Genomic DNA, 21,974 nt, shown 5'->3' on the forward strand with positions numbered 1-21,974 from the left:
TAATTCCATTGAATTTCAACAAGCTTGTGGCTTCATTAACATTCCGTACGGTTTTATGTTCTATTTTTGCAGTATGGAAGAAAGCAACAGACAAAAAAAAATAGCCGGCGTTTTGCAAAGCGATCTTGCAAACGTTCTTCAAAATATGCTTCGCGAAGCCGGGCAGATGGGCATTATTATTTCGGTAAGCAAAGTGAGTGTGACCACAGATCTTTCTATTGCAAAGGTTTATGTTAGTGTGTTTCCTGCAGATAAAGCGGAAACGATTGTAGTGGAGCTAAACAAAATAAAGTCGAACATAAAGCATCAAATTGCGCAGCTTACCAAGCATCAACTGCGGAAAATGCCCGATCTTTTCTTTTACAACGACGATTCTTTGGAATATATCGAAAAGATTGACAAAGCCGTAAAAGGCGAGGAAAATCCATTGAAAAACCCAGATTTGCTTCCGAAACGAAAAAAATCATAACTTGAATTTTTCGCTATACATCGCCAAGCGTTATTTGTTTTCAAAAAGCAGTAATAATGCCATAAACATTATTACAGCCATAGCTGCTATTGGCGTGGTGGTGGGCGCGATGTCTTTGTTTATAGTGCTTTCGGGATTTTCGGGTTTAAAGGATTTCAGCCTTCAGTTTACCAATGAATTTGATAGCGACTTAAAAATTCTGCCGGAAAGCGGAAAATCGATTACTTTTTCGGAAGCTCAAAAAGCACAACTTCAAAATATTGAAGGAATCCAAAACTTTTCAGAAATAATTGAGGAACGCGTTTTTCTACATTACAAAGGGAAAAACCACATCGCGTATATAAAAGGTGTGGATTCCCGCTATGGAAAAGTGACCCAATTGGACAGTATAATGTATTTTGGAGAATGGTTTGTTCCACACGAACATCAAGTGGTTGTTGGTCTTTCCACCATTGCTAAACTTTCGATGGGCGTAAACGATTATTCAAATTTGTTGGAAGTTTATGTTCCAAAACCCGGAACGGGGCAGTTAAACGCATTGGATCCTTCCGAAGCTTTTAATAAAGAAAATGTTGTTGTTTCCGGCGTCTATCAAGTTAATGAAGATCTGGACGCGAAATATGTTTTTTCTGATTTGGACTTTGCCCGAAACTTACTTTCAATGGACAGCACAAAAATTTCTTCCATTGAAATGAAGCTGTTGCCAAACGCTTCCGAAGAAAAGGTGCGCAGTAAAATTGAAGAAATATTTCCAAAAAACATTCTTATCAAAAACCGCATCCAGCAAAATGATGCGCTCTACAAAATGCTGAATGCTGAAAATCTCGCGGTGTATCTTATTGCTACCTTGGTTGTTATTATTGCACTTTTTAATGTGATCGGCTCCATAATTATGATGGTTTTAGACAAGCGGAAAAACATTAAAACCCTTTATAATATGGGCGCATCTTTAAAGGAAATTAGACGAATCTTTTTTTTGCAGGGAACATTGATGAGTTTGCTTGGCGGAATGCTGGGTATTTTTTTAGGGATTCTTGCAGTATTGGCGCAGTTAAAATTTGAATTTGTTTCAATAACAAGCACTTTGCCCTATCCCGTTCAATTGAAAGTTATAAATATTGTGATTGTTTTTGCTACAATAAGCGTTTTGGGTGTTCTTGCTTCAAAAATTGCCTCAAGCAGAGTACGGGAAAAGTTGTTGGTTTAATCCTGAAAGCTCTCTTTCTGTTATTTTTAAAATACTTAAATTATAAGATATTCAGGGTCTGCTCCCAAACTTACCAACGCATCACAAATTTCTTCCGTAAAAACCTTGGGGCCACAAACATAGAATCGAGAATCAAAGTCGCCAATATTTTCTATCAGAAATTTACGGTCAATTCTGCGCTCGCGAAAACCAATCACTCCTTCTTGGGTGAATACATTTCTATATGCCGGTCCCAACATCTTGGTCAATTCATCGTGCAAAATAATGTCATCCTTGGTTTTATTTGAATACAAAAGCGCAAGATTCCGCAGATTTCCACTCTCGAAAAGTGCCCTGAAAATTGAAATAAATGGGGTTATTCCTGTACCGCCGGCAATGAATATTCCCGGGCCTTTATAATGAATCGTTCCATATACATCGTGAAGCAACAATTCATCGCCCGCATTCAGCTTTCCCATTTGGAAAGTCACGCCTTCGTGGTCATCATATATTTTAATGATAAATTCTAGATAATTCCAACTTTGTAAAGAAGTAAATGTAAACGGGCGAATCTGGTCTTTCCAGTCTGGCAGATTGATGGATATTTGTGCCGATTGTCCGGGAGTGTATTTAAACCCTTTGGGCTTTTCTAATACAAAGCGTTTTACATTATGGGTAATAAAATGGGTGTTGAGTATTTTGAGACTTTGCATTACACTAATTTGAACTTCAAAGTTAACAAGGATTTGTAGATAATAATACTTAAAAGTTCATAATCCATTTAAGCGAATTCATAATCTCCAAAGGCTTCCAAAACCTCATCAAATGCTTCAAATACTGAGGCAGAATCATCACTGGTTACCATTTTCATTCGGTATTCCTTAAAGTTTGGAATGCCCTTAAAGTAGTTTGTATAATGGCGGCGGGTTTCAAAAACACCAAGAGTTTCGCCTTTCCAATCAATTGCCATTTGCAGGTGACGTTTTGCAGCATCAACGCGTTCCAGCATTGTTGGAGGCGGCAAATGTTCGCCAGTTTTAAAGTAGTGTTTTACTTCCTTAAAAAACCAGGGATAACCTATGCTTGCACGGCCTATCATTGCGCCGTCCAAACCGTATTTATCGCGCATTTCCATTGCTTTTTTGGGTGTATCAACATCGCCATTTCCAAAGATTGGAATGTGCATTCGCGGATTGTTTTTTACTTCGGCAATGGGTTTCCAATCAGCGTCACCTTTATACATTTGAGCGCGTGTTCGGCCATGAATTGAAAGGGCTTGGCAGCCCACATCTTGCAAACGTTCGGCAACCTCAACAATTTTTATGGAGTCGTGGTCCCAGCCCAAGCGGGTTTTAACGGTAATAGGTAATTTGGTGTGTTTTACCATAGCTTCTGTAAGACTTACCATTAAATCGATATCTTTCAAGATTCCGGCACCAGCACCTTTTGAAACTACTTTTTTTACAGGACAGCCAAAGTTTATATCAATAATATCCGGGCCGCTGGCTTCAACTATCTCAACGCTGCGAAGCATGGATTCCAAAACTGCACCGAAAATTTGTATGCCTACGGGACGCTCCTTTTCGTAAATATCAAGCTTCATCACGCTTTTGGCGGCATCACGAATAAGCCCTTCGGAAGAGATAAATTCAGTAAAAACCACATCAGCGCCCTGTTCTTTGCAAAGTGCTCGGAAAGGCGGATCGCTAACGTCTTCCATCGGTGCGAGCAGCAATGGAAAATCTGGTAGTTGTATGTTTCCTATTTTTGGCAATTCTTTCTTTTTGAACTGCAAAAGTAGTAAATATCAATAAAATAAGATGTGTTGTTTGTTTTGGTTGATTTGGAGCTGGTTACTTTTCCTCTAACCTATCACCTTCGTCAGTCTTAATTTTTTTGCTGTTGTCGCGAAGTCGCGCGTTTCCAAAATTATATTTAAAGCCTAAACGAAAAACCCGGTATTCCAGATTTGCATAAAAATGGTTGTCTTGGTTATAATAACGCGAAATGGAAGACATATCTTTCAAGGTGTCAAAAAGATCATCCACTCCCATTGTTATGCTGGCACGTTTGCTCCACAATTCTTTCCTCAAGGAAATATTTACATAAGTTTGGTTTTTAAAGTATCGATCGCCAAATACAAAATTGGATATATAAGAAGCTGTTAGGTCTGCTGTAAAAGAGCGGTTTTTTGTTATGGCAAAACTATTTGTAGTGGAAATGTATTGCCCGAAAGTATCATTGGTATATTTTTCCTGAGCGCTTTGAAAAGCGTAAAATTCTTTTGCCAAATAAAAAGAAGAAGTGCGTAAATGCATCCACCACCATGTGGTGAGCGAATTAACGTAAGTAATGTCAAAAGCATATTGGTAGCTTTTTATCAAGTTGGCATCCACTCTTTCCAAAATACTATTACTGTTGTTTTGAAAGGTAAGCTCCTCCAAACTATTCTCAATATTTTGATAATAGAATTCAAAAAACAATTTGTTTTTATGATCAAAAGCCAGAGTAATTATGTCTTCAATAGCTGGCTCCAAATTAGGATTGCCACTATTAAAATCCCTATCTGTTAAAAAATATTTGAATGGGTTCAAGCTTTGGTAACGTGGTCGTTCAATACTTCTGCTATAACTTAAACCAATGCCATTATTTTCGTTGATCGTGTAATGAAAAGAGGCAGAAGGAAAAAAATCAAAATACTGTTGGGTGTTCACTTTACCCAACGAACGCGATATTGCATCAATATCTGTGTACTCACCTCGAAGCCCAAGGGTAATGCTCCATTTATCCCAATCCTTTTGATAATTTATGTATTCTGCGTAAATGTTTTCTTTATAGTTAAAATCATCGGACAGTGCGTTATTAAAGACATTTCCATTGATTTCTGTATCGAAAAAATCTAGCATGCTTTCGGTATCAATGCTGCTGAATTTAATGCCCATTTCCAGGGAGCCTTCCCATAATTCCGTGGCTAAATCGGCTTGTCCTGTAAAAATATCGCTCTTCTGTCTTGAATCTGTATAAAAACTATTGTTTCTTAAAAAATCGCCATTTGCCAACAAATAATCGGAGCTGACACTTTGGCCTTGCCCGTGTTTGTAATAAATATAATTTGCTGAAGCAGTAAAAGTAGCACCTTTATCGTTAAGCTTTCTATTGTAGTCTAGCGCAAAGGTTAGGTTCTCCTTGTCATAATTTACATGGCTTAAGGTTGTAATAGTTGAATCTAGCTGGCGTTGCGGATTATATATAAAAGATTCCCCATTGTTGTAATAATCAACTTTGGGCGAAACAGAAATATTTGAGGTTACGCTAATGGTGTTTTTGTCATTCAAGGCAAAATCCAATACGATATTTCCGTTGTGGTTTTCGCTTTTTGTAGTTCGGTTAAAATTGGTTTCCCATATAGATTTTGTGGAGACTTCATCAGCTTCAAAGTAACGAATGTAATTTTCATCCTCTTTATACTCCTTCCTTTTGCCATAGGTATAGCTGGCGTAAACGTTCAACCAATTGTTTTTATAAAAATGTGAAGTCCCCAGGCTGTATTTGGGATAAATTGCTTGCTCATAGGTTGCGTTTACTGTCCCTTTGTAACCAATGGAAATTGCTTTTGAAGTAACAATATTGAGTACAGTTCCAGCCTCGGCATCATATTTTGAAGAAGGATTTGTAATAACTTCAATTGACTTTATATTGCCCGCATCTGTATTTTCCAAAAGTGAAGCTACTTCCGAAGAAGAAAGGTAAACCCGTTTTCCGTTTATATAAACTATGGGGGTTGAAAATTTCACTTGAATATTTTCACCAATTACAACAACGCCGGGAGTTTTCTTCAAAAGATCCATTGTGCTGCCTACTGAAAGTGAAGTGTTTTCTACATTGAAAACTAACTTGCCCGCTGTTTTCTTAATGGTTGGTAGCTTTGCATTTACAACCGTTTCGTCCAGCATCTCAGCACTTTCATTTAAAATAATAGTTCCGAGGTTTTTGTTTGAGGAAAGTTGAATTTTCTGGTCAATACTTTCAAAACCTATGTAGGTAAAACTGATTGTATATAAACCCTCTTCTAATCCTTTCAAACTAAAGGAACCATCTTCATCAGTTGTGGTTCCTGCTAAAAGGGTTTCAGATTGGTCTTCATATACCAAAACATTTACAAAAGATAATGGTAGGTTTTGCGCATCGGTAACCTTCCCAGTAACTAAAATGTCCTGCGCCATTAAAATACCGCTATGCAAGCAGCATAATAAAATAAATAATCTTGTCAACATAAGTAGATATCTGGGGAGACACCCGTTATTCTTTTTCTTTATCTGGGGAGAAAACAAATAACATAGCTGAAATGCAGCTATATTAGTACAAATATGTTAAAAAATTATTAAACAAAAACATACTTTTTGCAATTATTTTAGATGCATTAATGATAGACTGTATAATCACTCTTTTAATCTATATTTGCAACTTATAGCACGAGAAGGAATTTTTATGAAGAATATTCGCAATTTTTGCATTATTGCCCACATTGACCACGGGAAAAGTACCTTGGCAGACCGTCTTTTGGACGCCACCGGTACCGTAACCGATCGCGAAAAACAGGACCAATTGCTTGACAATATGGACTTGGAGCGCGAGCGCGGTATTACCATTAAAAGTCACGCCATTCAGATGGATTATGTTTACAACGGCGAAAAATATACGCTGAACTTGATAGACACTCCCGGCCACGTGGATTTTTCATATGAAGTTTCCCGTTCAATAGCCGCCTGTGAAGGGGCGTTGCTTATTGTTGATGCTGCGCAGAGCATTCAGGCACAGACCATTTCAAACCTATATTTGGCTTTGGAAAACGATTTGGAAATAATTCCGGTTCTGAACAAAGTAGATCTTCCCTCGGCAAACGTAGAGGAAGTTACAGATGATATTGTGAATCTTTTGGGCTGCAAAGCCGAAGAAGTGATTCCGGCAAGCGCAAAAACGGGATTGGGTATTGACGAAATATTGAGCGCTATCATTGAGCGTATTCCACCGCCAAAAGGTAATCCGGATGAGTCATTACAGGCCTTGATTTTTGATTCTGTTTACAATCCTTTCCGCGGCGTTGAAACTTATTTTAGAGTCTTGAATGGCGAAATAAAAAAAGGACAGCACATAAAATTTATGGCTACCGGGAAAAGCTATTTTGCTGATGAAGTAGGAACTTTGAAACTGAAACAACAACCCAAAGATGTTATTAAAACTGGTGATGTGGGTTACTTGATTACCGGAATAAAAGAAGCCAAAGAAGTAAAAGTGGGCGATACAATTACCGATTCCAAAAACCCCACGGTCAATATGATTGAAGGTTTTGAAGACGTAAAGCCAATGGTTTTCGCAGGAATTTATCCTGTTGATACCGAAGATTATGAAGAGTTGCGAAATTCCATGGAAAAGTTGCAATTGAACGATGCATCATTGGTTTTTATTCCTGAAAGTTCCGCCGCCCTTGGTTTTGGTTTCCGTTGTGGGTTTTTAGGGATGCTTCACTTAGAAATTATTCAGGAAAGACTGGAGAGAGAATTTGATATGACGGTAATTACAACCGTTCCAAACGTTTCCTATCACGCTTTTAGCAATAAAGAGCCGGACGTTCCTATTTTGGTAAACAATCCTTCCGATTTGCCGGATCCTTCAAAACTGAACCGTGTTGAAGAGCCATATATTAAAGCAACAATCATCACAAAGTCAGATTTTGTTGGTTCCGTGATGTCACTTTGTATCGAAAAAAGAGGCGAAATAACCAACCAAACCTATTTAACAACCGAAAGAGTTGAACTTTCTTTCGATATGCCTTTGGCAGAAATAGTTTTCGATTTTTACGATAGGTTGAAAACCGTTTCAAAAGGGTATGCTTCTTTTGATTATTCGCCAATTGGGATGCGCCAATCGTATCTTGTGAAAGTTGACGTTCTTTTAAACGGAAACATCGTGGATGCGCTTTCGGCTTTGCTTCACCGTGATAATGCCTATGATATTGGCAAGAAAATCTGTGAAAAATTGCGACAGCTTATTCCGCGGCAGCAATTTGACATTCCTATCCAAGCTGCAGTGGGAGCAAAAATTATTGCGCGTGAAACTGTTAAAGCCTTGCGTAAAGACGTTACCGCAAAATGTTACGGAGGTGATATTTCGCGAAAGCGAAAACTTTTGGAAAAGCAGAAAAAAGGAAAGAAACGCATGCGCCAAGTGGGCAATGTGGAAATTCCGCAGGAAGCTTTTATGGCGGTGCTTAAGTTGAACGATTAAAAGTTTTGTAAATTTAATTTCCGCAGCTCGCTCCAGCTTGTTCCAGCCCTGAAATATAAGTATCATAGGGCGTTCCCGTGTTTTGCCCGTTAACGGAAGCATTTCCATCATTTTCTTCGCATACTTGAAAACTGGCTGTTTCAGGCGAAGAACAGGTGGTGCAGGAAACACCGTCATCTTTTTTACAGGAAAAAAGGGAAAGACTGCAAGCTATCGCTGTAATGATAGAATATTTCTTCATTTAAAATGTTTTTTATAGAAACGGTTTTATGGTGAAATTATTTTTTGGATTTTCCTTCGTTTTCCGTTCGTGTTGCATTCACAACATCTTCAAAATCCATAGGTTTCCCCAGATAAACCAAACTGCTGTCTGCTTCTACCTCCAACTCTGTTGGTGCATTTATTAGGTCTAAAAATCCGTTGGGACGCTTCAGAAAAAGTGGAATTGCATTTTCATTTTCGCCAATAATATTAAGCACCCGCAAAAATTGGTTATGGCTTTCCACTGGAATTTCCTGAATTGATGGAAAATCCTGCGCCACTTCCGTAAAACGAGTATAATCGTGGGTATAGGAAAACAACTCCTTGGCAGCTAGATTTTGGCGTTCGCGCATTTCTTCCGAAGTCATCAAACGGAATGTTCCGTTTTCCCCGAAATATTTTCCAAATCGATTAATTGCCTGCTTATTAATTTCGTCACTTCCCGTCATTGCGAGTAAATAACCCACATCATTCAATTCTATGTTGTCGGTCAAATCGTCTGCATAAATGTTAGCGGTAAAAGCTTCCAGACCCAATTCTTTTGCTCTATTTATATTTAATTGATTGGAATCTATCAAAACCACGTGCCTATTATTTTTATGTAAATAAGTAGCGATTAATCTAGATGCTTTTGATGCTCCAACCATAATTATTCCCTCAGATTTCTTTAAAAAGACACCCATCCAACTAGCCATAACCCTAGCCGTTGTGGCGTTTATGATTACCGTTACCAAAACAACGGCAAAAACTAAAGGTGTAATATATTCTGCACCAACTACTCCTTTTGAAACCAGTTGTGTGCCAAAAAGTGAAGAAATACCCGCAGCAACAATCCCGCGCGGCCCCACCCAGCTAATGAAAAGTTTTTCATTTGTTTTAAGCGAAGAGCCTATAGTACTCGCAAAGACCGTCAAGGGCCGCAGCACGAAAATGACAATGGCCAACAGAATTGCGGTTTTCCAATTATAGACTAACAAAAGATCCTCCACGCTTATGTTTGCGGCAAGCAGAATAAAAAGTATGGAAACCAGTAAAACACTAAGCGATTCTTTAAAATAAAGAAGTTCCTTAAGGCTTGGCAAATTGCTATTTCCTAGAAACATTCCCATAACAACTACTGCCAAAAGACCGGATTCGTGCGCAAAAAGATCACTGATTACAAAAACCGCCATTACCATAGAAAGCGAAACAACGTTGGAAAGATAATGCGGCACAAGTTTCTTTTTTATTGAGAAATAAAGTGCATACCCTGCCGAAATTCCAAATGCCATACCTATTAAAACGATTTTTCCGAAATCAAGCAAAGCCTGTTTTGTATAGCCTGAGTCGCCCTCAACACTTATAAACTCATAAACAAGTACTGCAACTAAAGCACCAATGGGGTCAATGAGGATTCCTTCCCACCGAAGAACTGCAGCAACATCTTTTTTAAGAGGGATATTTCTTAAAATAGGCGTAATTACAGTAGGTCCCGTTACAATTATTAAAGCTGCAAAAAGAAAAGATATACGCCAACTTAAACCAAACACATAATAAGCCGCAACACCGGCACCAATAAAAGTTATTGCCGCACCAATGCTTATAAGCTTCCCGATTACGGGGCCAACTTTTGAAATTTCGTCGCGTTTTAGGGTCAGTCCTCCTTCAAAAAGAATAATTCCAACAGCAAGCGATACAAAATAGAAAAGATTTTGACCGGGAAACAGTCCTTTTTCACCATTCCAGATTGGTTGAAGCCATTGATTTCCATCTTCAGACATAAAAGTAGAAAGTGGCCCGACCAAAAGACCGATCAAAATTAAGGGTAGAATGGCAGGGATTTTAAATTTCCATGCGACCCACTGGGCCAAGATTCCTAAAATTATAATTCCTGCAAGTTCTACCATTTGGTTAGGTTTTCGGCTAAATTAAACATATTTGGTCGGGGTAAAACATTAACGATTTGTTAAAAATAGTATAATTAATTTACTCTACGCCCTTCTTAATGTAACGCTTTTATTAATTTGCGACTCATTTCTTTCAAAGTATGCAATTATTCCCCATTGAAGCTGGTAATTTTAAACTTGATGGTGGCGCCATGTTTGGCGTTGTGCCCAAAACCCTTTGGAGCAAAACCAATCCAGCCGACGAGAATAATATGATAGATATTGCCGCGCGCTGTCTTCTTATTGAAAATGGCAATCGACTTACGTTGATAGATACGGGAATGGGCAATAAACAAAGCGAAAAATTCTTCAATTATTATTACCGTTGGGGAAATTACAACATTGACGATTCCCTTAAAAAATACGGATTTAAACGCGACGATATTACCGATGTTTTTATGACACATCTACATTTTGACCATTGCGGCGGAAGCGTTCAGTGGAACAAAGACCGAACAGGTTATGAGCCTGCTTTTAAAAATGCAACTTATTGGAGCAACAAAGACCATTGGCAATGGGCCACAGAACCAAACCGAAGAGAGCAAGCTTCCTTTTTAAAGGAAAATATTTTACCGATGCAGGAAAGCGGACAGTTGAAATTTGTTTCGCAGCCCAATTCAGATTTTGCGGAAGCCAATGAACTTGACTTCGGAATTCTTTTCGTTGACGGGCATACCGATAAACAAATGATTCCCCATATAAATTATAAAGGAAAAACACTTGTTTTTATGGCAGATTTGCTACCAACGGCGGGCCATTTGCCACTTCCTTTCGTGATGGGCTATGACACGCGCCCATTGTTGACGCTTCCTGAAAAAGAAAAATTCCTCAACAAAGCTGCTGAAAACAATTTTTATCTTTTCCTCGAACACGATGCACACAACCCGATAATAACGGTTCAAAATACTGACAAAGGCGTTCGCTTGAACGAAACCTTATCACTCAATGAATTTTTTAATTAATACATTATTTCACAAATGAAAATCTTTAAGATCACTCTTTTTGCAGTTGCAATGTCAACTGTGTTGGCAAGTTGTGGCAGCGGCGCTGCTATTGTAGCCACCCCCATCCAAAATATTGATGCCAATCCTTTAAAAATTACACCTCTTGCTGATGAACAATTAAAGCATTGGCCAGCAATGGACTTGGTAAAAGACACGATTCCGGGAATGAGCGTTGACAAAGCTTACAGTGAAATAATCAAAAACCGAAAAGGACAAACTGTTATTGTTGGTGTAATTGACAGCGGTGTTGATATTGACCACGAAGATCTTAAAAATGTAATCTGGACCAACCCGGGCGAAATTGCCGGAAATGGGGTTGATGATGATAAAAACGGTTATGTTGATGACATCCACGGCTGGAATTTCCTTGGAAATATTACGGGCGAAAACATGGAGTATGTTCGCATAGTAAGAAAGTTCGGTCCAAAATATGAAGGAAAAAGTGAAGCGTCCATTAGTGCTGCAGATAGAAAGGAATTCGCGCTTTACCAAAAAGCAAAAGCAGAATTTGAAAAGGAAATGGCAGACAATAATGAAGGTAAAGTTCGTTATGAGCAAATTCTTTCGCAATTAAAGCCAACCCACAATGCAATTGCCAAAAAACTTGGAAAGGAAAATTATACTAAAGAAGACCTTTCCGCTATTAAAAATCCTTCAGCAGAGGAAAGACAACAAATTGCAATGCTAAACCAAATGCTGAATTATGCTGATTCGGTTCCGGAAGTAATAAAAGAGCTTGAAAATGGTATTGAATATTTCACTGGAAGAGCGGAAAATAATTTCAATACTACAAAAGATTTCCGTTCTGTTTTAGGTGATAATCCTGAAGATATTACAGACAATATTTACGGAGATAATAATGTTGCGGGACCAGACCCAACAAGAGATAATGTAAAACACGGAACTCATGTTTCTGGAATTATCGCCGCACAACGAAACAATAAAATTGGGATGGACGGGGTTGCCAATAACGTTAAAATTTTGGTAGTTCGCGCTGTGCCGGACGGTGATGAGTATGATAAAGATATTGCTTTGGCTATTCGTTATGCAGTGGACAATGGCGCAAAAGTTTTGAACACCAGTTTTGGAAAATATTATTCGCCACACGCAGATTGGGTTTATGACGCCATTAAATATGCTGCCTCAAAAGATGTTTTGATCGTGAATGCAGCAGGAAACGATGGACTGGATTTGGACACTGTAAACATTTATCCGAACGATCAATTTGACAATGGTTCCGAAATGGCAGATTCCTTTTTAACGGTTGGAGCATTGAATTTTAAATACGGAAGCGAATTAGTTGCGGACTTTTCAAACTATGGAAAAACGAATGTTGACGTGTTTGCACCAGGTGTAAAAATTTGGTCAACAACTCCACTGAGCACTTATGAATATTTACAGGGAACTTCAATGGCCGCACCAGAAGTTGCCGGGGTTGCAGCAATGGTTCGTTCTTATTATCCAAATCTTTCCGCAAAACAGGTAAAACAAATTTTAATGGATAGTGGACTTACAACGAATACGAAAGTTGTTTTGGGAGGAGATAAATCCAATACAGATTCTTTCGCAAATATTTCAAAATCAGGGAAAATGGTAAACCTGTATAACGCGCTGATTATGGCCGATAAAATGTCTAAATAATGAAATATATTTTAAGTGGATTCTTTTTAACGGCAGTATTTTTTTCGGCTTTTGCCCAAAACAACAATAGCTATTGGCAACAGGAAGTTGATTATAAAATGAACGTTCAAATGGACGTGAAAACCTTTCAGTATAAAGGAACACAGGAATTAAAATACACAAACAATTCCCCAGACACTTTAAACAAGGTTTTCTATCATCTTTATTTCAACGCCTTTCAGCCTGGTAGTGAAATGGACGTGCGTTCGCGAACCATCGTTGATCCAGATAGCCGCGTTACGGATAGAATTTCAAAACTTTCCCCTTCGGAAATTGGCTACATCAAACCAACACTTTTTACGCAAGACGGTTCAGCTGCAAAGTATGTTATAAAAGGAACCGTGATGGAAGTAATGCTCAATAAGGCAATACTTCCTGGTGAAAGCACCGTTTTTAATATGAATTGGGACGCACAAGTACCGTTGCAAATTCGCCGTTCGGGCAGAAATAATGCAGACGGGGTAGCGCTTACAATGACACAATGGTACCCAAAACTTGCTGAATACGACTTTGAAGGTTGGCACGCCGATCCTTATATTGGCCGCGAATTTTACGGTGTTTGGGGCGATTTTGACGTAACCATAACCATAGATGAAAACTATACAATAGGTGGAACAGGTTATCTTCAGAACCCAGCTGAGGTGGGTCATGGTTATACCGTTCCCGGGCAAAAACCTATGCATTCCGTAAAAGGAAAATACACTTGGCACTTTTTGGCGCCAGACGTTCACGATTTTGCTTGGGCGGCAGATGATAACTATGTGCATGACACCTATCCAGGTCCTAACGGTGTTACGCTTCACTTCTTTTATAAAAACGATCCCGAAATTGCTGAAAACTGGAAAAACCTACAACCAAAAACCGCTGAACTCATGCAATTTTTCAACGAAAATGTAGGGCAATATCCTTATGAACAATACTCCGTAATCCAAGGTGGCGACGGCGGAATGGAATATGCAATGTGCACAATGATTACCGGAGAGCGCGAATTTGGAAGCCTTGTTGGCGTAACCGCGCACGAACTTGCACATTCATGGTTTCAGTTCGTTTTGGCAACTAACGAGAGCAAACATGAATGGATGGACGAAGGTTTTACATCTTATATTTCCAGCGAAGCAATGAATCTTGTGATGGATCAGAAAAAAACAAACCCACATATTGGTTCCTATCGCGGATATATACTAATGGCCGCCAGCGGGCAGGAACAACCGCAAACCACGCACGCAGATAGATATGCCACCAACCGCGCTTATGGAATAAACGCATATAGCAAAGGTTCGGTTTTTCTATCGCAATTAGGATATGTTATTGGGCCAGAAAATCTTTCAAAAACTTTGAAAAGATATTATTCAGATTTCAAGTTTAAGCATCCAACTCCAAATGATTTTATCCGCACTGCGGAAAAGGTTTCCGGTTTTGAACTGGATTGGTATTTGACTGATTGGACACAGACCACAAATACTATCGATTACGGAATAAAAGCTGTGGAAAACGAAGGAAATTCCACAAAAGTAACTTTAGAAAGAATCGGTTTGATGCCAATGCCAATAGACCTTTATGTTACATATGAAGACGGTTCGCAGGAACTTTTTTACATTCCCTTGCGAATGATGTGGGGCGAAAAACCAAATCCATTTACAGAACTAAAACGCACCGTTTTGGAAGACTGGGCGTGGGCATACCCAACCTATACGTTCGAAATAAATAACGGTAAAAAAGTAAAAAATATGATAATTGACGCCACACAGCGAATGGCCGATCTAGATCTTGAAAACAATACCTACGGAACAAAATAATCTTTACATTCCTTTTTTCAAAGAGACCTCGCAAGTACTAAATACTGCGGGGTCTTTTTATATATTTACATTGTGAACCAAAAATTTCCCAAAAGCCAAAAATTAAAAAGCTCCAAAACAATAGAAAATTTGTTTTTGGAAGGAAAAACACATTCCAAATTTCCTATAAAAGTTTTTTTTCTTCCAAAGGAAAACCTTGAAACAAATCTTGCTGCCTTTGCCGTTCCAAAACGAAATTTTAAATCTGCCGTAGATAGAAACCGAGTTAAAAGACAGCTACGGGAAGCCTATCGGCTTAACAAACAATTGCTTGAGGAAATTCACGGCAAGAAATTTGTGATGCTCTTTCTTTTTTTAGGAAAAGTCAAACCGCAGTACGCCGAGCTGGAAAACGCAATGGTAAAGCTGCTTAAAAAATTGTATGATGAAAATAGTTAGCGCTTTACTTTTATTGTTTGTTTTGGGATGTTCAAACGGAAGTTCCAACAAAAATTACGAAAGAGATTCCTCAATGGCAGGCATGGATGTGGCCGAAGAATCTATTGTTGCCAATCAAATGTCAGCAGAGCTAATTCCTGTTGAGCAGGAACAAAAAATCATCAAAACCGCCCGTTTGGCTTTTGAAACCAAAGATGTGGAAGCCACACATAAAAAAATTCTTCAACTTGCTTCACAATACAAAGGCTTGGTACAAAGCGACAATAGCGGGAAAGATTACAACCGAATTTATAAAAACTTAACTGTTCGTATTCCGACAGAAAATTTTCAGCCGTTCATTGACGGAATTTCCGAAGGCGTTGATTATTTCGACCAGCGCGACATTTCCAGACAAGATGTTTCCGAGGAATTCGTGGATTTGGAAGCCCGTTTAAAAGCGAAACGCGTTTTGGAAGAGCGTTATCTTGAGTTGCTGAAAAAAGCAAATAAAGTGGAGGAAATGCTACAAATAGAACGCGAACTTTCCAACATTCGCGAGGAAATTGAAGCAAAACAGGGCCGTTTGCAGTATCTTCAAAATCAGGTTTCAATGAGCACCGTAAACATTGAGTTCTATAAAACCACCGCAGAAACAGGAATTACACAATCCTACGGTCAAAAAATGAAAAACGCCTTCCAAGGTGGCTGGAACGGCATTTCGGTGTTTTTCTTAGGTGTTCTTTACCTTTGGCCATTGTTTCTCTTTGCTATTATTATAATTGTCATTATTCGTATATTTCTGAAGAGAAGAAAGAAAAATTAAAAAGTTATTATGTTATTGGGTTATTAAGTTAAGCGAGTAAAACCTTTTAATAACCCATTAATTACTAACTCATTAACTTAAAAAACATGAAAAAGAGAATCCTAATTCCCATCATCGCCGTTGGCATATTTTTTACAACCGTAAGTTTCAAAAGTGATTTCTTCGAAATTGCGAAACAGATAGAAATCTTCACCACACTTTTTAAGGAACTTAATATGAATTATGTGGATGAAGTAACTCCGGCAACCCTAATGGACAAAGCCATAAAAGGTATGTTGGAAGATTTGGACCCATATACCGTTTACTGGAACGAACAACAGGTTGAAGATGCTAAAATCAACAATTCCGGCATTTACACGGGCATTGGCGCTTCCGCCCAAAGCAAAAAAGATAAGATAATTATCGTTGAACCCTACCAAGGTTATCCCGCAGACAAAGCTGGGCTAAAAGCCGGCGATGAAATTATAAAAATTGGAGATGTTACAATTGCAGATTTGGAGGACGATGCGGGAGAATTACTGAAGGGCGCGCCAGGTTCAAAAGTTAATATAACCTATAAAAGACAAGGAAAAACAGCTACGGCGACTATTACAAGAGATGCCGTTGAAATTAAAGCGGTTCCTTTTTATAAATTGATAAATAATGATATTGGCTATATTGTTTTGAGCCAATTCAACGGCAGAACAACTTTTGAAACCAAAGCCGCTTTGGTGGATTTAAAATCGCAGGGCGCCAAAAAAATCATTTTGGATTTGCGCGGAAATCCCGGCGGACTTTTAAATGAAGCCATAAACGTGGTAAACCTTTTTGTGGAAAAAGACGAAGTAATCACAACCACAAAATCCGTAATCGAAAAGTATAACCAAACTTATAAAACCAAAAATGAGCCCGTTGATACTGAAATTCCGTTGGTGGTTTTGGTTAACGGCAGAAGCGCTTCTGCCAGCGAAATTGTTTCCGGCGGGTTGCAGGATTTGGATCGAGCCGTGATTGTTGGCGCGCGCAGTTTTGGGAAAGGACTGGTTCAACGTCCAAAAAAATTGACTTACGGAACGCAGTTGAAAGTAACCATTTCGCGCTATTACACACCCAGTGGCCGTTGCATTCAAGCTTTGGATTATTGGCACCGCGATGAAAACGGCGATCCCGTTCGGAAAGATGCAAAGGAATACAACGCTTTTAAAACCAAGGGCGGAAGAACGGTTTATGACGGTGGTGGAATTTTGCCCGATGTACAATTGGAGTCCGCTGTTTTCAGCCCGATTACAACCGCTTTGTTAAAGGACAACGCCATTTTTGATTACGCCACAAAATATTATTACAGCCACCAAATGGCGGATTGGAAAAACTTTAAATTCGGGGAAGCGGATTTTCAGGATTTTCTGAAGTTTTTAAAAGATAACAATTTTGAATACGAAACCGAAACAGAAAAGAAGTTTGCTGAAGGTTTAAAAATCTCTGAAGATGACGATATGAGCAAAGATATTTCGGCGAGTTACAATCAACTTATGGCGGCAATTGATTCTGCAAAAGACAAGGCAATTGTTGACAAAAAAGTGGAAATAGAATCGTTGTTGATGGACGAAATTTTAAAGCGTTATTTTTATCGCGAAGGTTTGTATAATTATCAAATTGAACACAATCTCGAGATTTTAGAGGCGGTTGCTGTATTGAATGATGCTGGGCGGTATAATAAGATTTTGAAATGAAAATGACATTTAAATTAACTAACCTATTTTTTATTTTATTTATTTCTATGTCATTTTATGGTCAAAATACGATTGAAAAAACTATTCATTTTGACAAAAATTCCTATAAACTCGATAATATAGATTTAATAGAAATTTCTAAAATTGCTAAACTTTTAGATTCACCCGATTTTTCTTTTCTTAAAATCTTTGCATATTCAACAATATCAGGAACTGAAAATTATAATTTTGAGTTATCAAAAAAAAGGGCTTTTTCTGTTTTCAATGAAATTGAAAAGTTAAATTCTATAGATAAATCTAAGTTTTATATGACTTGGATTGGTGAATCAGACGACACATACGATTTGCATTACAATGATGCGCATTCACAGCAAAGTTGTGTAGATATTATAGTTTACCTTGAATCCAATAAATAATGCAATCCTTCCTAACCTTCTTCGAAACAATGCCCGTTTGGATGAAAGCCGGTTGGGTGTTTTTTGTCCTCACTATTTTCTGGATTTTTGAAGGGTATTACAAACTCGTTTTTACAAAATACAACAAATGGCGACACGCAAAAACCAACTTGATTTTGCTGGCTTTTGTAATGTTGATAAACGTAGTTTTCGGAATTGCAACCGTGGGTGTTTTTCTTTGGTTAAACAATTCGAATTTTGGTTTACTTCAACTTTTTGAGGCGCCGGTTTGGTTGAAATTGCTGCTTTCAATTATGATTTTGGATTTGATTGCGCAATATTTTGTGCATTATCTGCTTCACAAAGTAAAGTGGATGTGGCGGCTGCACACCGTACACCATTCCGATAAAAATGTGGATGTAACCACGGGCACGCGCCATCATCCTTTCGACTTTATTATTCGGGAAACTTTTGCTTTGATTGCCGTTGTAATTATGGGAATGCCGATTGCTTTTTATCTATTTTATAGAATTTTAAGTGTGCTTTTTACCTATTTCACACACGCAAATATTTCGCTTCCGAAGCAATTGGACAAAGTGCTCAGCTACATTATCGTTACTCCAAACATGCACAAATTCCACCATCATTTTCAAATGCCGTGGACGGACAGTAATTTTGGAAATATGCTTTCAATTTGGGATCGATTGTTTGGCACGTTTGTCTACGGAAAAACTTCGGAAATTAAATATGGTTTGGACATTGCTGACCATCGCAATGATGAAGATATTTTACAACAATTACAGCTTCCTTTCGATAAATCCATTCATTATAAAAAGTGACTTTAACACTATCACAGTTTAGTTAACATAAAGTTAACCGCCTGTTTATCAATGGTGTTGTATCTTAGCGTTTATGGTACAATCAGAAAGAGACGAAAACAAGGAGATTCTAAAAGAATCTGTGGCCTATTTAGAGAACCGGGGTTTTGAACACATTCAGGCCGATGTGGAAGGTTATGAAACTCCAAAATCCTATCACAAAAAAGATAGTGATGTGGTAATTACTCCAGACATAGTAGCAGATCGCGCGGGAATTAAACATTATTTTGAAATCAGTCTAAAATCTGAGAAACCGCGATTGCTAAAATCCAAATGGCAGTTTTTGGATACGTTGACCCGCATGCGGAACCAGCGTTTCAAAATAATTACACGCCGCGGGCATTATAAGTTTACGGATGAAATGCTGAAAGACCTTAATTTGGAAAAGAATCTAATTAAGCTCTAACCATCGCGATGTGCGGAATGCCATCTTCCAAGTAGCGATCGCCATAGGTTTTAAAACCGTGGCTTTCATAAAAAATAACCAAATACACTTGAGCCGATATCTTTATTTTATCGGCTTTATAGTTTGTTTTAATCGCATTTATAGAAGCTTTGGTAATCTCATGGCCGTAACCCAATTTTCGGTAATTTTCGCGCACTAAAACCCTTCCTATGGACGCTTCGTCAAAATAATCGCCTGCTTTAAAGCAGCGGGTGTATGCTACCAATTTACCGTCTTCCCAACCTAAAATATGAAGGGCGCGTTCATCCTTTCCATCAATATCTTGATAAACGCAATCCTGTTCCACTACAAAAACCTCACTTCGCAATTGCAAAAGATCATAAAGTTCCTTCGTGCTCAATTCCTCAAAATTCTTTACTTGAATTTCCATAGCTTCTTTTTAAAAAATCAATCCTGTACAATAATATCTTTTGGGTCGTCTTTTTGGTGTTCCGGTTGAATGGTTACATGGTTTATTCCGAAGTCATGAAAAAGTACTTCTTCCACCTTTGTTAGCACTGCATCAAACTGGGTGAGGGTAACGTCTTCATAAAAATCTACATGCGCCTCTAAATGTGTTTCCTGTTCGTTGAGCTGCCAAATGTGCATATGGTGCACATTTTTTATCTCGGGAATTTTACAAATAGCCTCGCTAATAGTTTCTAAATTTATGTCATCTGGCGTAAAAAGCATCAAAACCTTGAAAGAGCTTTTCAACAAACCGTAGCCCATTATCAATAAATAGAGCGCTATTAAAACCGTCAACAGGCTATCTACCCAAAACCATTCAAAGTATTTCATCAACAAACCGCCAATCAAAACAGCGACCGAAGCGGCCATATCAGTAAACAAATGAAGATATGCCGAACGCATATTCATATTAGTTTTTGAATCTTTAAAAAGCAGCAAAACGCTAAAGCCGTTGAAAACAATGCCTAAAATTGCGAGCCAAATAACCAAGCCGCTTTCAATTGTATGCGGATCCATAAAGCGAAGGATTGCTTCGTAAATAAGATAGATTGCAACCACGATTAAAGTAGCCGAATTCACGAATGCTGCTATTATTTCTGCCCGTTTGTAACCGAAAGTTTTGGTAACCGAAGCGTCTTTTTTTGAATATCTGTCGGCAATGTAACTTACAATCAGTGAAAGCACATCGCTGAAATTGTGAAGCGCATCGGATAGCAGGGATAAACTTCCAGAAATCAAGCCACCAATTACTTGGGCAACGGTGATTCCAATATTTAAAAGAATGGAAAGCAACAGTTTTCTTCCTTTCAAATCTGGGTGGGAATGCCCATGCGAATCGTTGTGGGAATGTGCGTGGTTATGCGCCATTTTATTAGATTATGAACAGGCTATTTTTTCAACGCGGTTTTGGTGACGGCCGCCTTCAAATTCTGTTTTTAGAAAAGTTTTTACCATTTCAACAGCTTGTGGTTTGCTGGTGAATCGGGCTGGAATGCTCAAAATATTGGCATCGTTGTGTTGACGCGCCAATTCGGTAATTTCTTTAGTCCAGCAAAGTGCGGAACGTACTTTTTGATGTTTATTTGCGGTCATATTTGCTCCGTTTCCACTTCCGCAGATTATGATTCCTAAATCTACATTTCCGTTTTCAACATCTGCCGCAACGGGATGTACAAAATCTGGATAATCAACGCTTGCTTCAGAGTCAGTTCCATGGTTAATAACCGTATGACCTTCTTTTTCAAGAAAGGAAATAATTTCAAATTTATATTCTGTACCTGCGTGGTCGTTGCCGATGGAGATTTTCATAACTATATTTTTTTCAAAGATAAAACATCGGCTTTTTATTTAAGTAGAAATAGAATTTTAATTATACCAAGGTTTCTGTTCAATAATAATTGATTTTCAATTGATAACGATTTCTTAACGATGCCTTTATAGTTTGGTTAACAACATTGTTGATATTTGTTTGCGGAATTACGACAAGTAAAATTGCAAGTGTAAAGAATATTTACAATAGGTTTTAAATTTGCAGAACACCAAAAATTTAAGTCATTTTTTGCTTGCTATTTGTGAGCACAATTTCTTCCCTTTCAAACAAAAATTTTAGAAAAACTTATCAATTATAGGTTGTGAAATTATGTTGTTCACAGTTGTTCATTATTCATGCTATTACATTATTTGAAAGGCATTTAAATCATAAATATATGTTAATAACCTATTATTAAAAAACAATAAATTGATTTCAAAACAAAACTTCAAAAAGTTATTGTACATATTAACATCCTATAATAATCACCATTTTTTATTTTAAAATTTCAAAAAAAAGAAATGATGTATAAATAGATGTTGATAACAATAAAAAAAGGAAACAGGAGCCAAGATTATAGAGCCAAGACTTTTAAAATTTAATTTGAATAATAGTTTTGTCTTGAATCTTGGTTCTTATGTCTTGATTCAACTTTTTAAACTATTTTCAAATTAGATGGATGATCCAGATTTTTAATAATTTCTTCCGCTTCTTCAATGTCTTCAATATGAACTTTAAGCTGAATACCGCCAAAAGCGTTGGAATAAAAAGGAAAAACGCTAATCATCGTTTCATTTTGAAAAAAATAACGTAGTTCCTCTTGATCAAACAAAAGCTGAAGCACCGCATATTCCGCAGGATATTGAAAAATAGCAATTGTTTTAAAGTGCTTCATTTTAGACTTTTATAAAAATTCAGTGA

Annotated in this window: 21 protein-coding genes; 12 read left to right on the plus strand and 9 right to left on the minus strand. The window is 37.9% G+C overall.

Annotated features, from left to right (window positions below; genetic code table 11):
* The first annotated feature begins 55 nt into the window (after positions 1 to 55).
* Together rbfA and A7A78_RS08645 are read left to right on the plus strand one after the other, a co-directional pair.
* Positions 56 to 469 carry a 30S ribosome-binding factor RbfA gene (gene rbfA / locus A7A78_RS08640; protein WP_094746096.1) on the plus strand — a complete coding sequence of 138 codons (414 nt, stop codon included), beginning with the start codon at positions 56 to 58 and terminating at the stop codon, positions 467 to 469.
* Between the two features lies 1 nt (position 470).
* Positions 471 to 1,676, plus strand: a complete 1,206-nt coding sequence (locus tag A7A78_RS08645) for an ABC transporter permease (protein WP_068762060.1) — start codon at positions 471 to 473, stop codon at positions 1,674 to 1,676.
* 35 nt (positions 1,677 to 1,711) lie between these two features.
* On the opposite strand, the gene A7A78_RS08650 is transcribed toward A7A78_RS08645, so the two are convergent.
* The 3 genes from A7A78_RS08650 to A7A78_RS08660 form a co-directional block, all read right to left on the minus strand.
* Positions 1,712 to 2,368, minus strand: a complete 657-nt coding sequence (locus A7A78_RS08650; protein ID WP_068762061.1) for a ferredoxin reductase domain-containing protein — start codon at positions 2,366 to 2,368, stop codon at positions 1,712 to 1,714.
* Positions 2,369 to 2,436: 68 nt separating this feature from the next.
* A complete protein-coding gene (gene dusB, locus A7A78_RS08655) occupies positions 2,437 to 3,429 on the minus strand; it encodes a tRNA dihydrouridine synthase DusB (protein ID WP_068762272.1) in 993 nt (330 codons plus the stop codon).
* Between the two features lie 79 nt (positions 3,430 to 3,508).
* Positions 3,509 to 5,929 (minus strand): TonB-dependent receptor domain-containing protein, encoded by a 2,421-nt coding sequence (locus A7A78_RS08660; protein WP_068762062.1) that lies wholly within the window; start codon positions 5,927 to 5,929, stop codon positions 3,509 to 3,511.
* A gap of 214 nt (positions 5,930 to 6,143) precedes the next feature.
* Here A7A78_RS08660 and lepA point away from each other — a divergent pair, with 214 nt between their 5' ends.
* Entirely contained in the window at positions 6,144 to 7,940 is a 1,797-nt protein-coding gene (lepA, locus tag A7A78_RS08665; RefSeq protein ID WP_068762063.1) for a translation elongation factor 4, read from the plus strand.
* Positions 7,941 to 7,953: 13 nt separating this feature from the next.
* Here lepA and A7A78_RS08670 read toward each other — a convergent pair whose 3' ends face one another.
* Together A7A78_RS08670 and A7A78_RS08675 are read right to left on the minus strand one after the other, a co-directional pair.
* A complete protein-coding gene (locus A7A78_RS08670; RefSeq protein WP_068762064.1) occupies positions 7,954 to 8,181 on the minus strand; it encodes a hypothetical protein in 228 nt (75 codons plus the stop codon).
* Between the two features lie 37 nt (positions 8,182 to 8,218).
* Positions 8,219 to 10,087 carry a cation:proton antiporter gene (locus tag A7A78_RS08675; RefSeq protein ID WP_068762065.1) on the minus strand — a complete coding sequence of 623 codons (1,869 nt, stop codon included), beginning with the start codon at positions 10,085 to 10,087 and terminating at the stop codon, positions 8,219 to 8,221.
* Positions 10,088 to 10,227: 140 nt separating this feature from the next.
* On the opposite strand from A7A78_RS08675, the gene A7A78_RS08680 reads away from it, so the two are divergent.
* The 9 genes from A7A78_RS08680 (at position 10,228) to A7A78_RS08720 (ending at position 19,234) form a co-directional block, all read left to right on the plus strand.
* Positions 10,228 to 11,088 (plus strand): MBL fold metallo-hydrolase, encoded by an 861-nt coding sequence (locus tag A7A78_RS08680; RefSeq protein ID WP_068762066.1) that lies wholly within the window; start codon positions 10,228 to 10,230, stop codon positions 11,086 to 11,088.
* 15 nt (positions 11,089 to 11,103) lie between these two features.
* Positions 11,104 to 12,771, plus strand: coding sequence for a S8 family peptidase (locus A7A78_RS08685; protein WP_068762067.1), 1,668 nt, complete (start codon positions 11,104 to 11,106; stop codon positions 12,769 to 12,771).
* Positions 12,771 to 14,606, plus strand: a complete 1,836-nt coding sequence (locus A7A78_RS08690) for a M1 family metallopeptidase (protein WP_068762068.1) — start codon at positions 12,771 to 12,773, stop codon at positions 14,604 to 14,606. Before A7A78_RS08685 ends, A7A78_RS08690 begins: the two co-directional genes overlap by 1 nt.
* 72 nt (positions 14,607 to 14,678) lie before the next feature.
* Positions 14,679 to 15,044 carry a ribonuclease P protein component gene (gene rnpA, locus A7A78_RS08695; protein ID WP_068762069.1) on the plus strand — a complete coding sequence of 122 codons (366 nt, stop codon included), beginning with the start codon at positions 14,679 to 14,681 and terminating at the stop codon, positions 15,042 to 15,044.
* Positions 15,028 to 15,846 (plus strand): DUF4349 domain-containing protein, encoded by an 819-nt coding sequence (locus tag A7A78_RS08700; protein ID WP_242649266.1) that lies wholly within the window; start codon positions 15,028 to 15,030, stop codon positions 15,844 to 15,846. Before rnpA ends, A7A78_RS08700 begins: the two co-directional genes overlap by 17 nt.
* A gap of 86 nt (positions 15,847 to 15,932) precedes the next feature.
* On the plus strand, positions 15,933 to 17,555 hold the full coding sequence (locus A7A78_RS08705) for a S41 family peptidase (protein ID WP_068762071.1): 1,623 nt from the start codon (positions 15,933 to 15,935) through the stop codon (positions 17,553 to 17,555).
* A complete protein-coding gene (locus A7A78_RS08710) occupies positions 17,552 to 17,971 on the plus strand; it encodes an OmpA family protein (protein WP_068762072.1) in 420 nt (139 codons plus the stop codon). The genes A7A78_RS08705 and A7A78_RS08710 overlap by 4 nt, the downstream gene beginning before the upstream one ends.
* Positions 17,971 to 18,789 carry a sterol desaturase family protein gene (locus A7A78_RS08715; protein WP_068762073.1) on the plus strand — a complete coding sequence of 273 codons (819 nt, stop codon included), beginning with the start codon at positions 17,971 to 17,973 and terminating at the stop codon, positions 18,787 to 18,789. Before A7A78_RS08710 ends, A7A78_RS08715 begins: the two co-directional genes overlap by 1 nt.
* A 73-nt stretch (positions 18,790 to 18,862) precedes the next feature.
* Positions 18,863 to 19,234 (plus strand): hypothetical protein, encoded by a 372-nt coding sequence (locus A7A78_RS08720; protein ID WP_068762074.1) that lies wholly within the window; start codon positions 18,863 to 18,865, stop codon positions 19,232 to 19,234.
* Here the strand turns inward: A7A78_RS08720 and A7A78_RS08725 are convergent.
* From A7A78_RS08725 to A7A78_RS08740, 4 genes are all read right to left on the minus strand, one after another.
* Positions 19,224 to 19,664 carry a GNAT family N-acetyltransferase gene (locus A7A78_RS08725; RefSeq protein ID WP_068762075.1) on the minus strand — a complete coding sequence of 147 codons (441 nt, stop codon included), beginning with the start codon at positions 19,662 to 19,664 and terminating at the stop codon, positions 19,224 to 19,226. The genes A7A78_RS08720 and A7A78_RS08725 overlap by 11 nt on opposite strands.
* 17 nt (positions 19,665 to 19,681) lie before the next feature.
* The gene (locus A7A78_RS08730) at positions 19,682 to 20,611 is read right to left on the minus strand and encodes a cation diffusion facilitator family transporter (protein WP_068762076.1); all 930 of its coding nucleotides are present in this window, start codon (positions 20,609 to 20,611) and stop codon (positions 19,682 to 19,684) included.
* 9 nt (positions 20,612 to 20,620) lie between these two features.
* The gene (gene rpiB / locus A7A78_RS08735) at positions 20,621 to 21,052 is read right to left on the minus strand and encodes a ribose 5-phosphate isomerase B (protein ID WP_068762077.1); all 432 of its coding nucleotides are present in this window, start codon (positions 21,050 to 21,052) and stop codon (positions 20,621 to 20,623) included.
* Positions 21,053 to 21,708: 656 nt separating this feature from the next.
* Entirely contained in the window at positions 21,709 to 21,948 is a 240-nt protein-coding gene (locus A7A78_RS08740; RefSeq protein WP_068762078.1) for a hypothetical protein, read from the minus strand.
* Positions 21,949 to 21,974: the final 26 nt, after the last annotated feature.

It is taken from the genome of Aequorivita soesokkakensis, assembly GCF_001641085.1.
Lineage (GTDB): Bacteria > Bacteroidota > Bacteroidia > Flavobacteriales > Flavobacteriaceae > Aequorivita > Aequorivita soesokkakensis.

What these genes read in the sequence shown, in the direction of transcription:
- A7A78_RS08690 (WP_068762068.1), top strand. Translation starts at nt 12,771, where the DNA reads ATGAAATATATTTTAAGTGGATTCTTTTTAACGGCAGTATTTTTTTCG.
- A7A78_RS08725 (WP_068762075.1), bottom strand. Translation starts at nt 19,664, where the DNA reads ATGGAAATTCAAGTAAAGAATTTTGAGGAATTGAGCACGAAGGAACTT.
- A7A78_RS08740 (WP_068762078.1), bottom strand. Translation starts at nt 21,948, where the DNA reads ATGAAGCACTTTAAAACAATTGCTATTTTTCAATATCCTGCGGAATAT.
- rbfA (WP_094746096.1), top strand. Translation starts at nt 56, where the DNA reads ATGTTCTATTTTTGCAGTATGGAAGAAAGCAACAGACAAAAAAAAATA.
- A7A78_RS08675 (WP_068762065.1), bottom strand. Translation starts at nt 10,087, where the DNA reads ATGGTAGAACTTGCAGGAATTATAATTTTAGGAATCTTGGCCCAGTGG.
- A7A78_RS08720 (WP_068762074.1), top strand. Translation starts at nt 18,863, where the DNA reads ATGGTACAATCAGAAAGAGACGAAAACAAGGAGATTCTAAAAGAATCT.
- A7A78_RS08660 (WP_068762062.1), bottom strand. Translation starts at nt 5,929, where the DNA reads ATGTTGACAAGATTATTTATTTTATTATGCTGCTTGCATAGCGGTATT.
- A7A78_RS08705 (WP_068762071.1), top strand. Translation starts at nt 15,933, where the DNA reads ATGAAAAAGAGAATCCTAATTCCCATCATCGCCGTTGGCATATTTTTT.
- A7A78_RS08715 (WP_068762073.1), top strand. Translation starts at nt 17,971, where the DNA reads ATGCAATCCTTCCTAACCTTCTTCGAAACAATGCCCGTTTGGATGAAA.
- A7A78_RS08710 (WP_068762072.1), top strand. Translation starts at nt 17,552, where the DNA reads ATGAAAATGACATTTAAATTAACTAACCTATTTTTTATTTTATTTATT.
- A7A78_RS08670 (WP_068762064.1), bottom strand. Translation starts at nt 8,181, where the DNA reads ATGAAGAAATATTCTATCATTACAGCGATAGCTTGCAGTCTTTCCCTT.
- A7A78_RS08730 (WP_068762076.1), bottom strand. Translation starts at nt 20,611, where the DNA reads ATGGCGCATAACCACGCACATTCCCACAACGATTCGCATGGGCATTCC.
- A7A78_RS08650 (WP_068762061.1), bottom strand. Translation starts at nt 2,368, where the DNA reads ATGCAAAGTCTCAAAATACTCAACACCCATTTTATTACCCATAATGTA.
- lepA (WP_068762063.1), top strand. Translation starts at nt 6,144, where the DNA reads ATGAAGAATATTCGCAATTTTTGCATTATTGCCCACATTGACCACGGG.
- rpiB (WP_068762077.1), bottom strand. Translation starts at nt 21,052, where the DNA reads ATGAAAATCTCCATCGGCAACGACCACGCAGGTACAGAATATAAATTT.
- A7A78_RS08680 (WP_068762066.1), top strand. Translation starts at nt 10,228, where the DNA reads ATGCAATTATTCCCCATTGAAGCTGGTAATTTTAAACTTGATGGTGGC.
- A7A78_RS08700 (WP_242649266.1), top strand. Translation starts at nt 15,028, where the DNA reads ATGATGAAAATAGTTAGCGCTTTACTTTTATTGTTTGTTTTGGGATGT.
- A7A78_RS08685 (WP_068762067.1), top strand. Translation starts at nt 11,104, where the DNA reads ATGAAAATCTTTAAGATCACTCTTTTTGCAGTTGCAATGTCAACTGTG.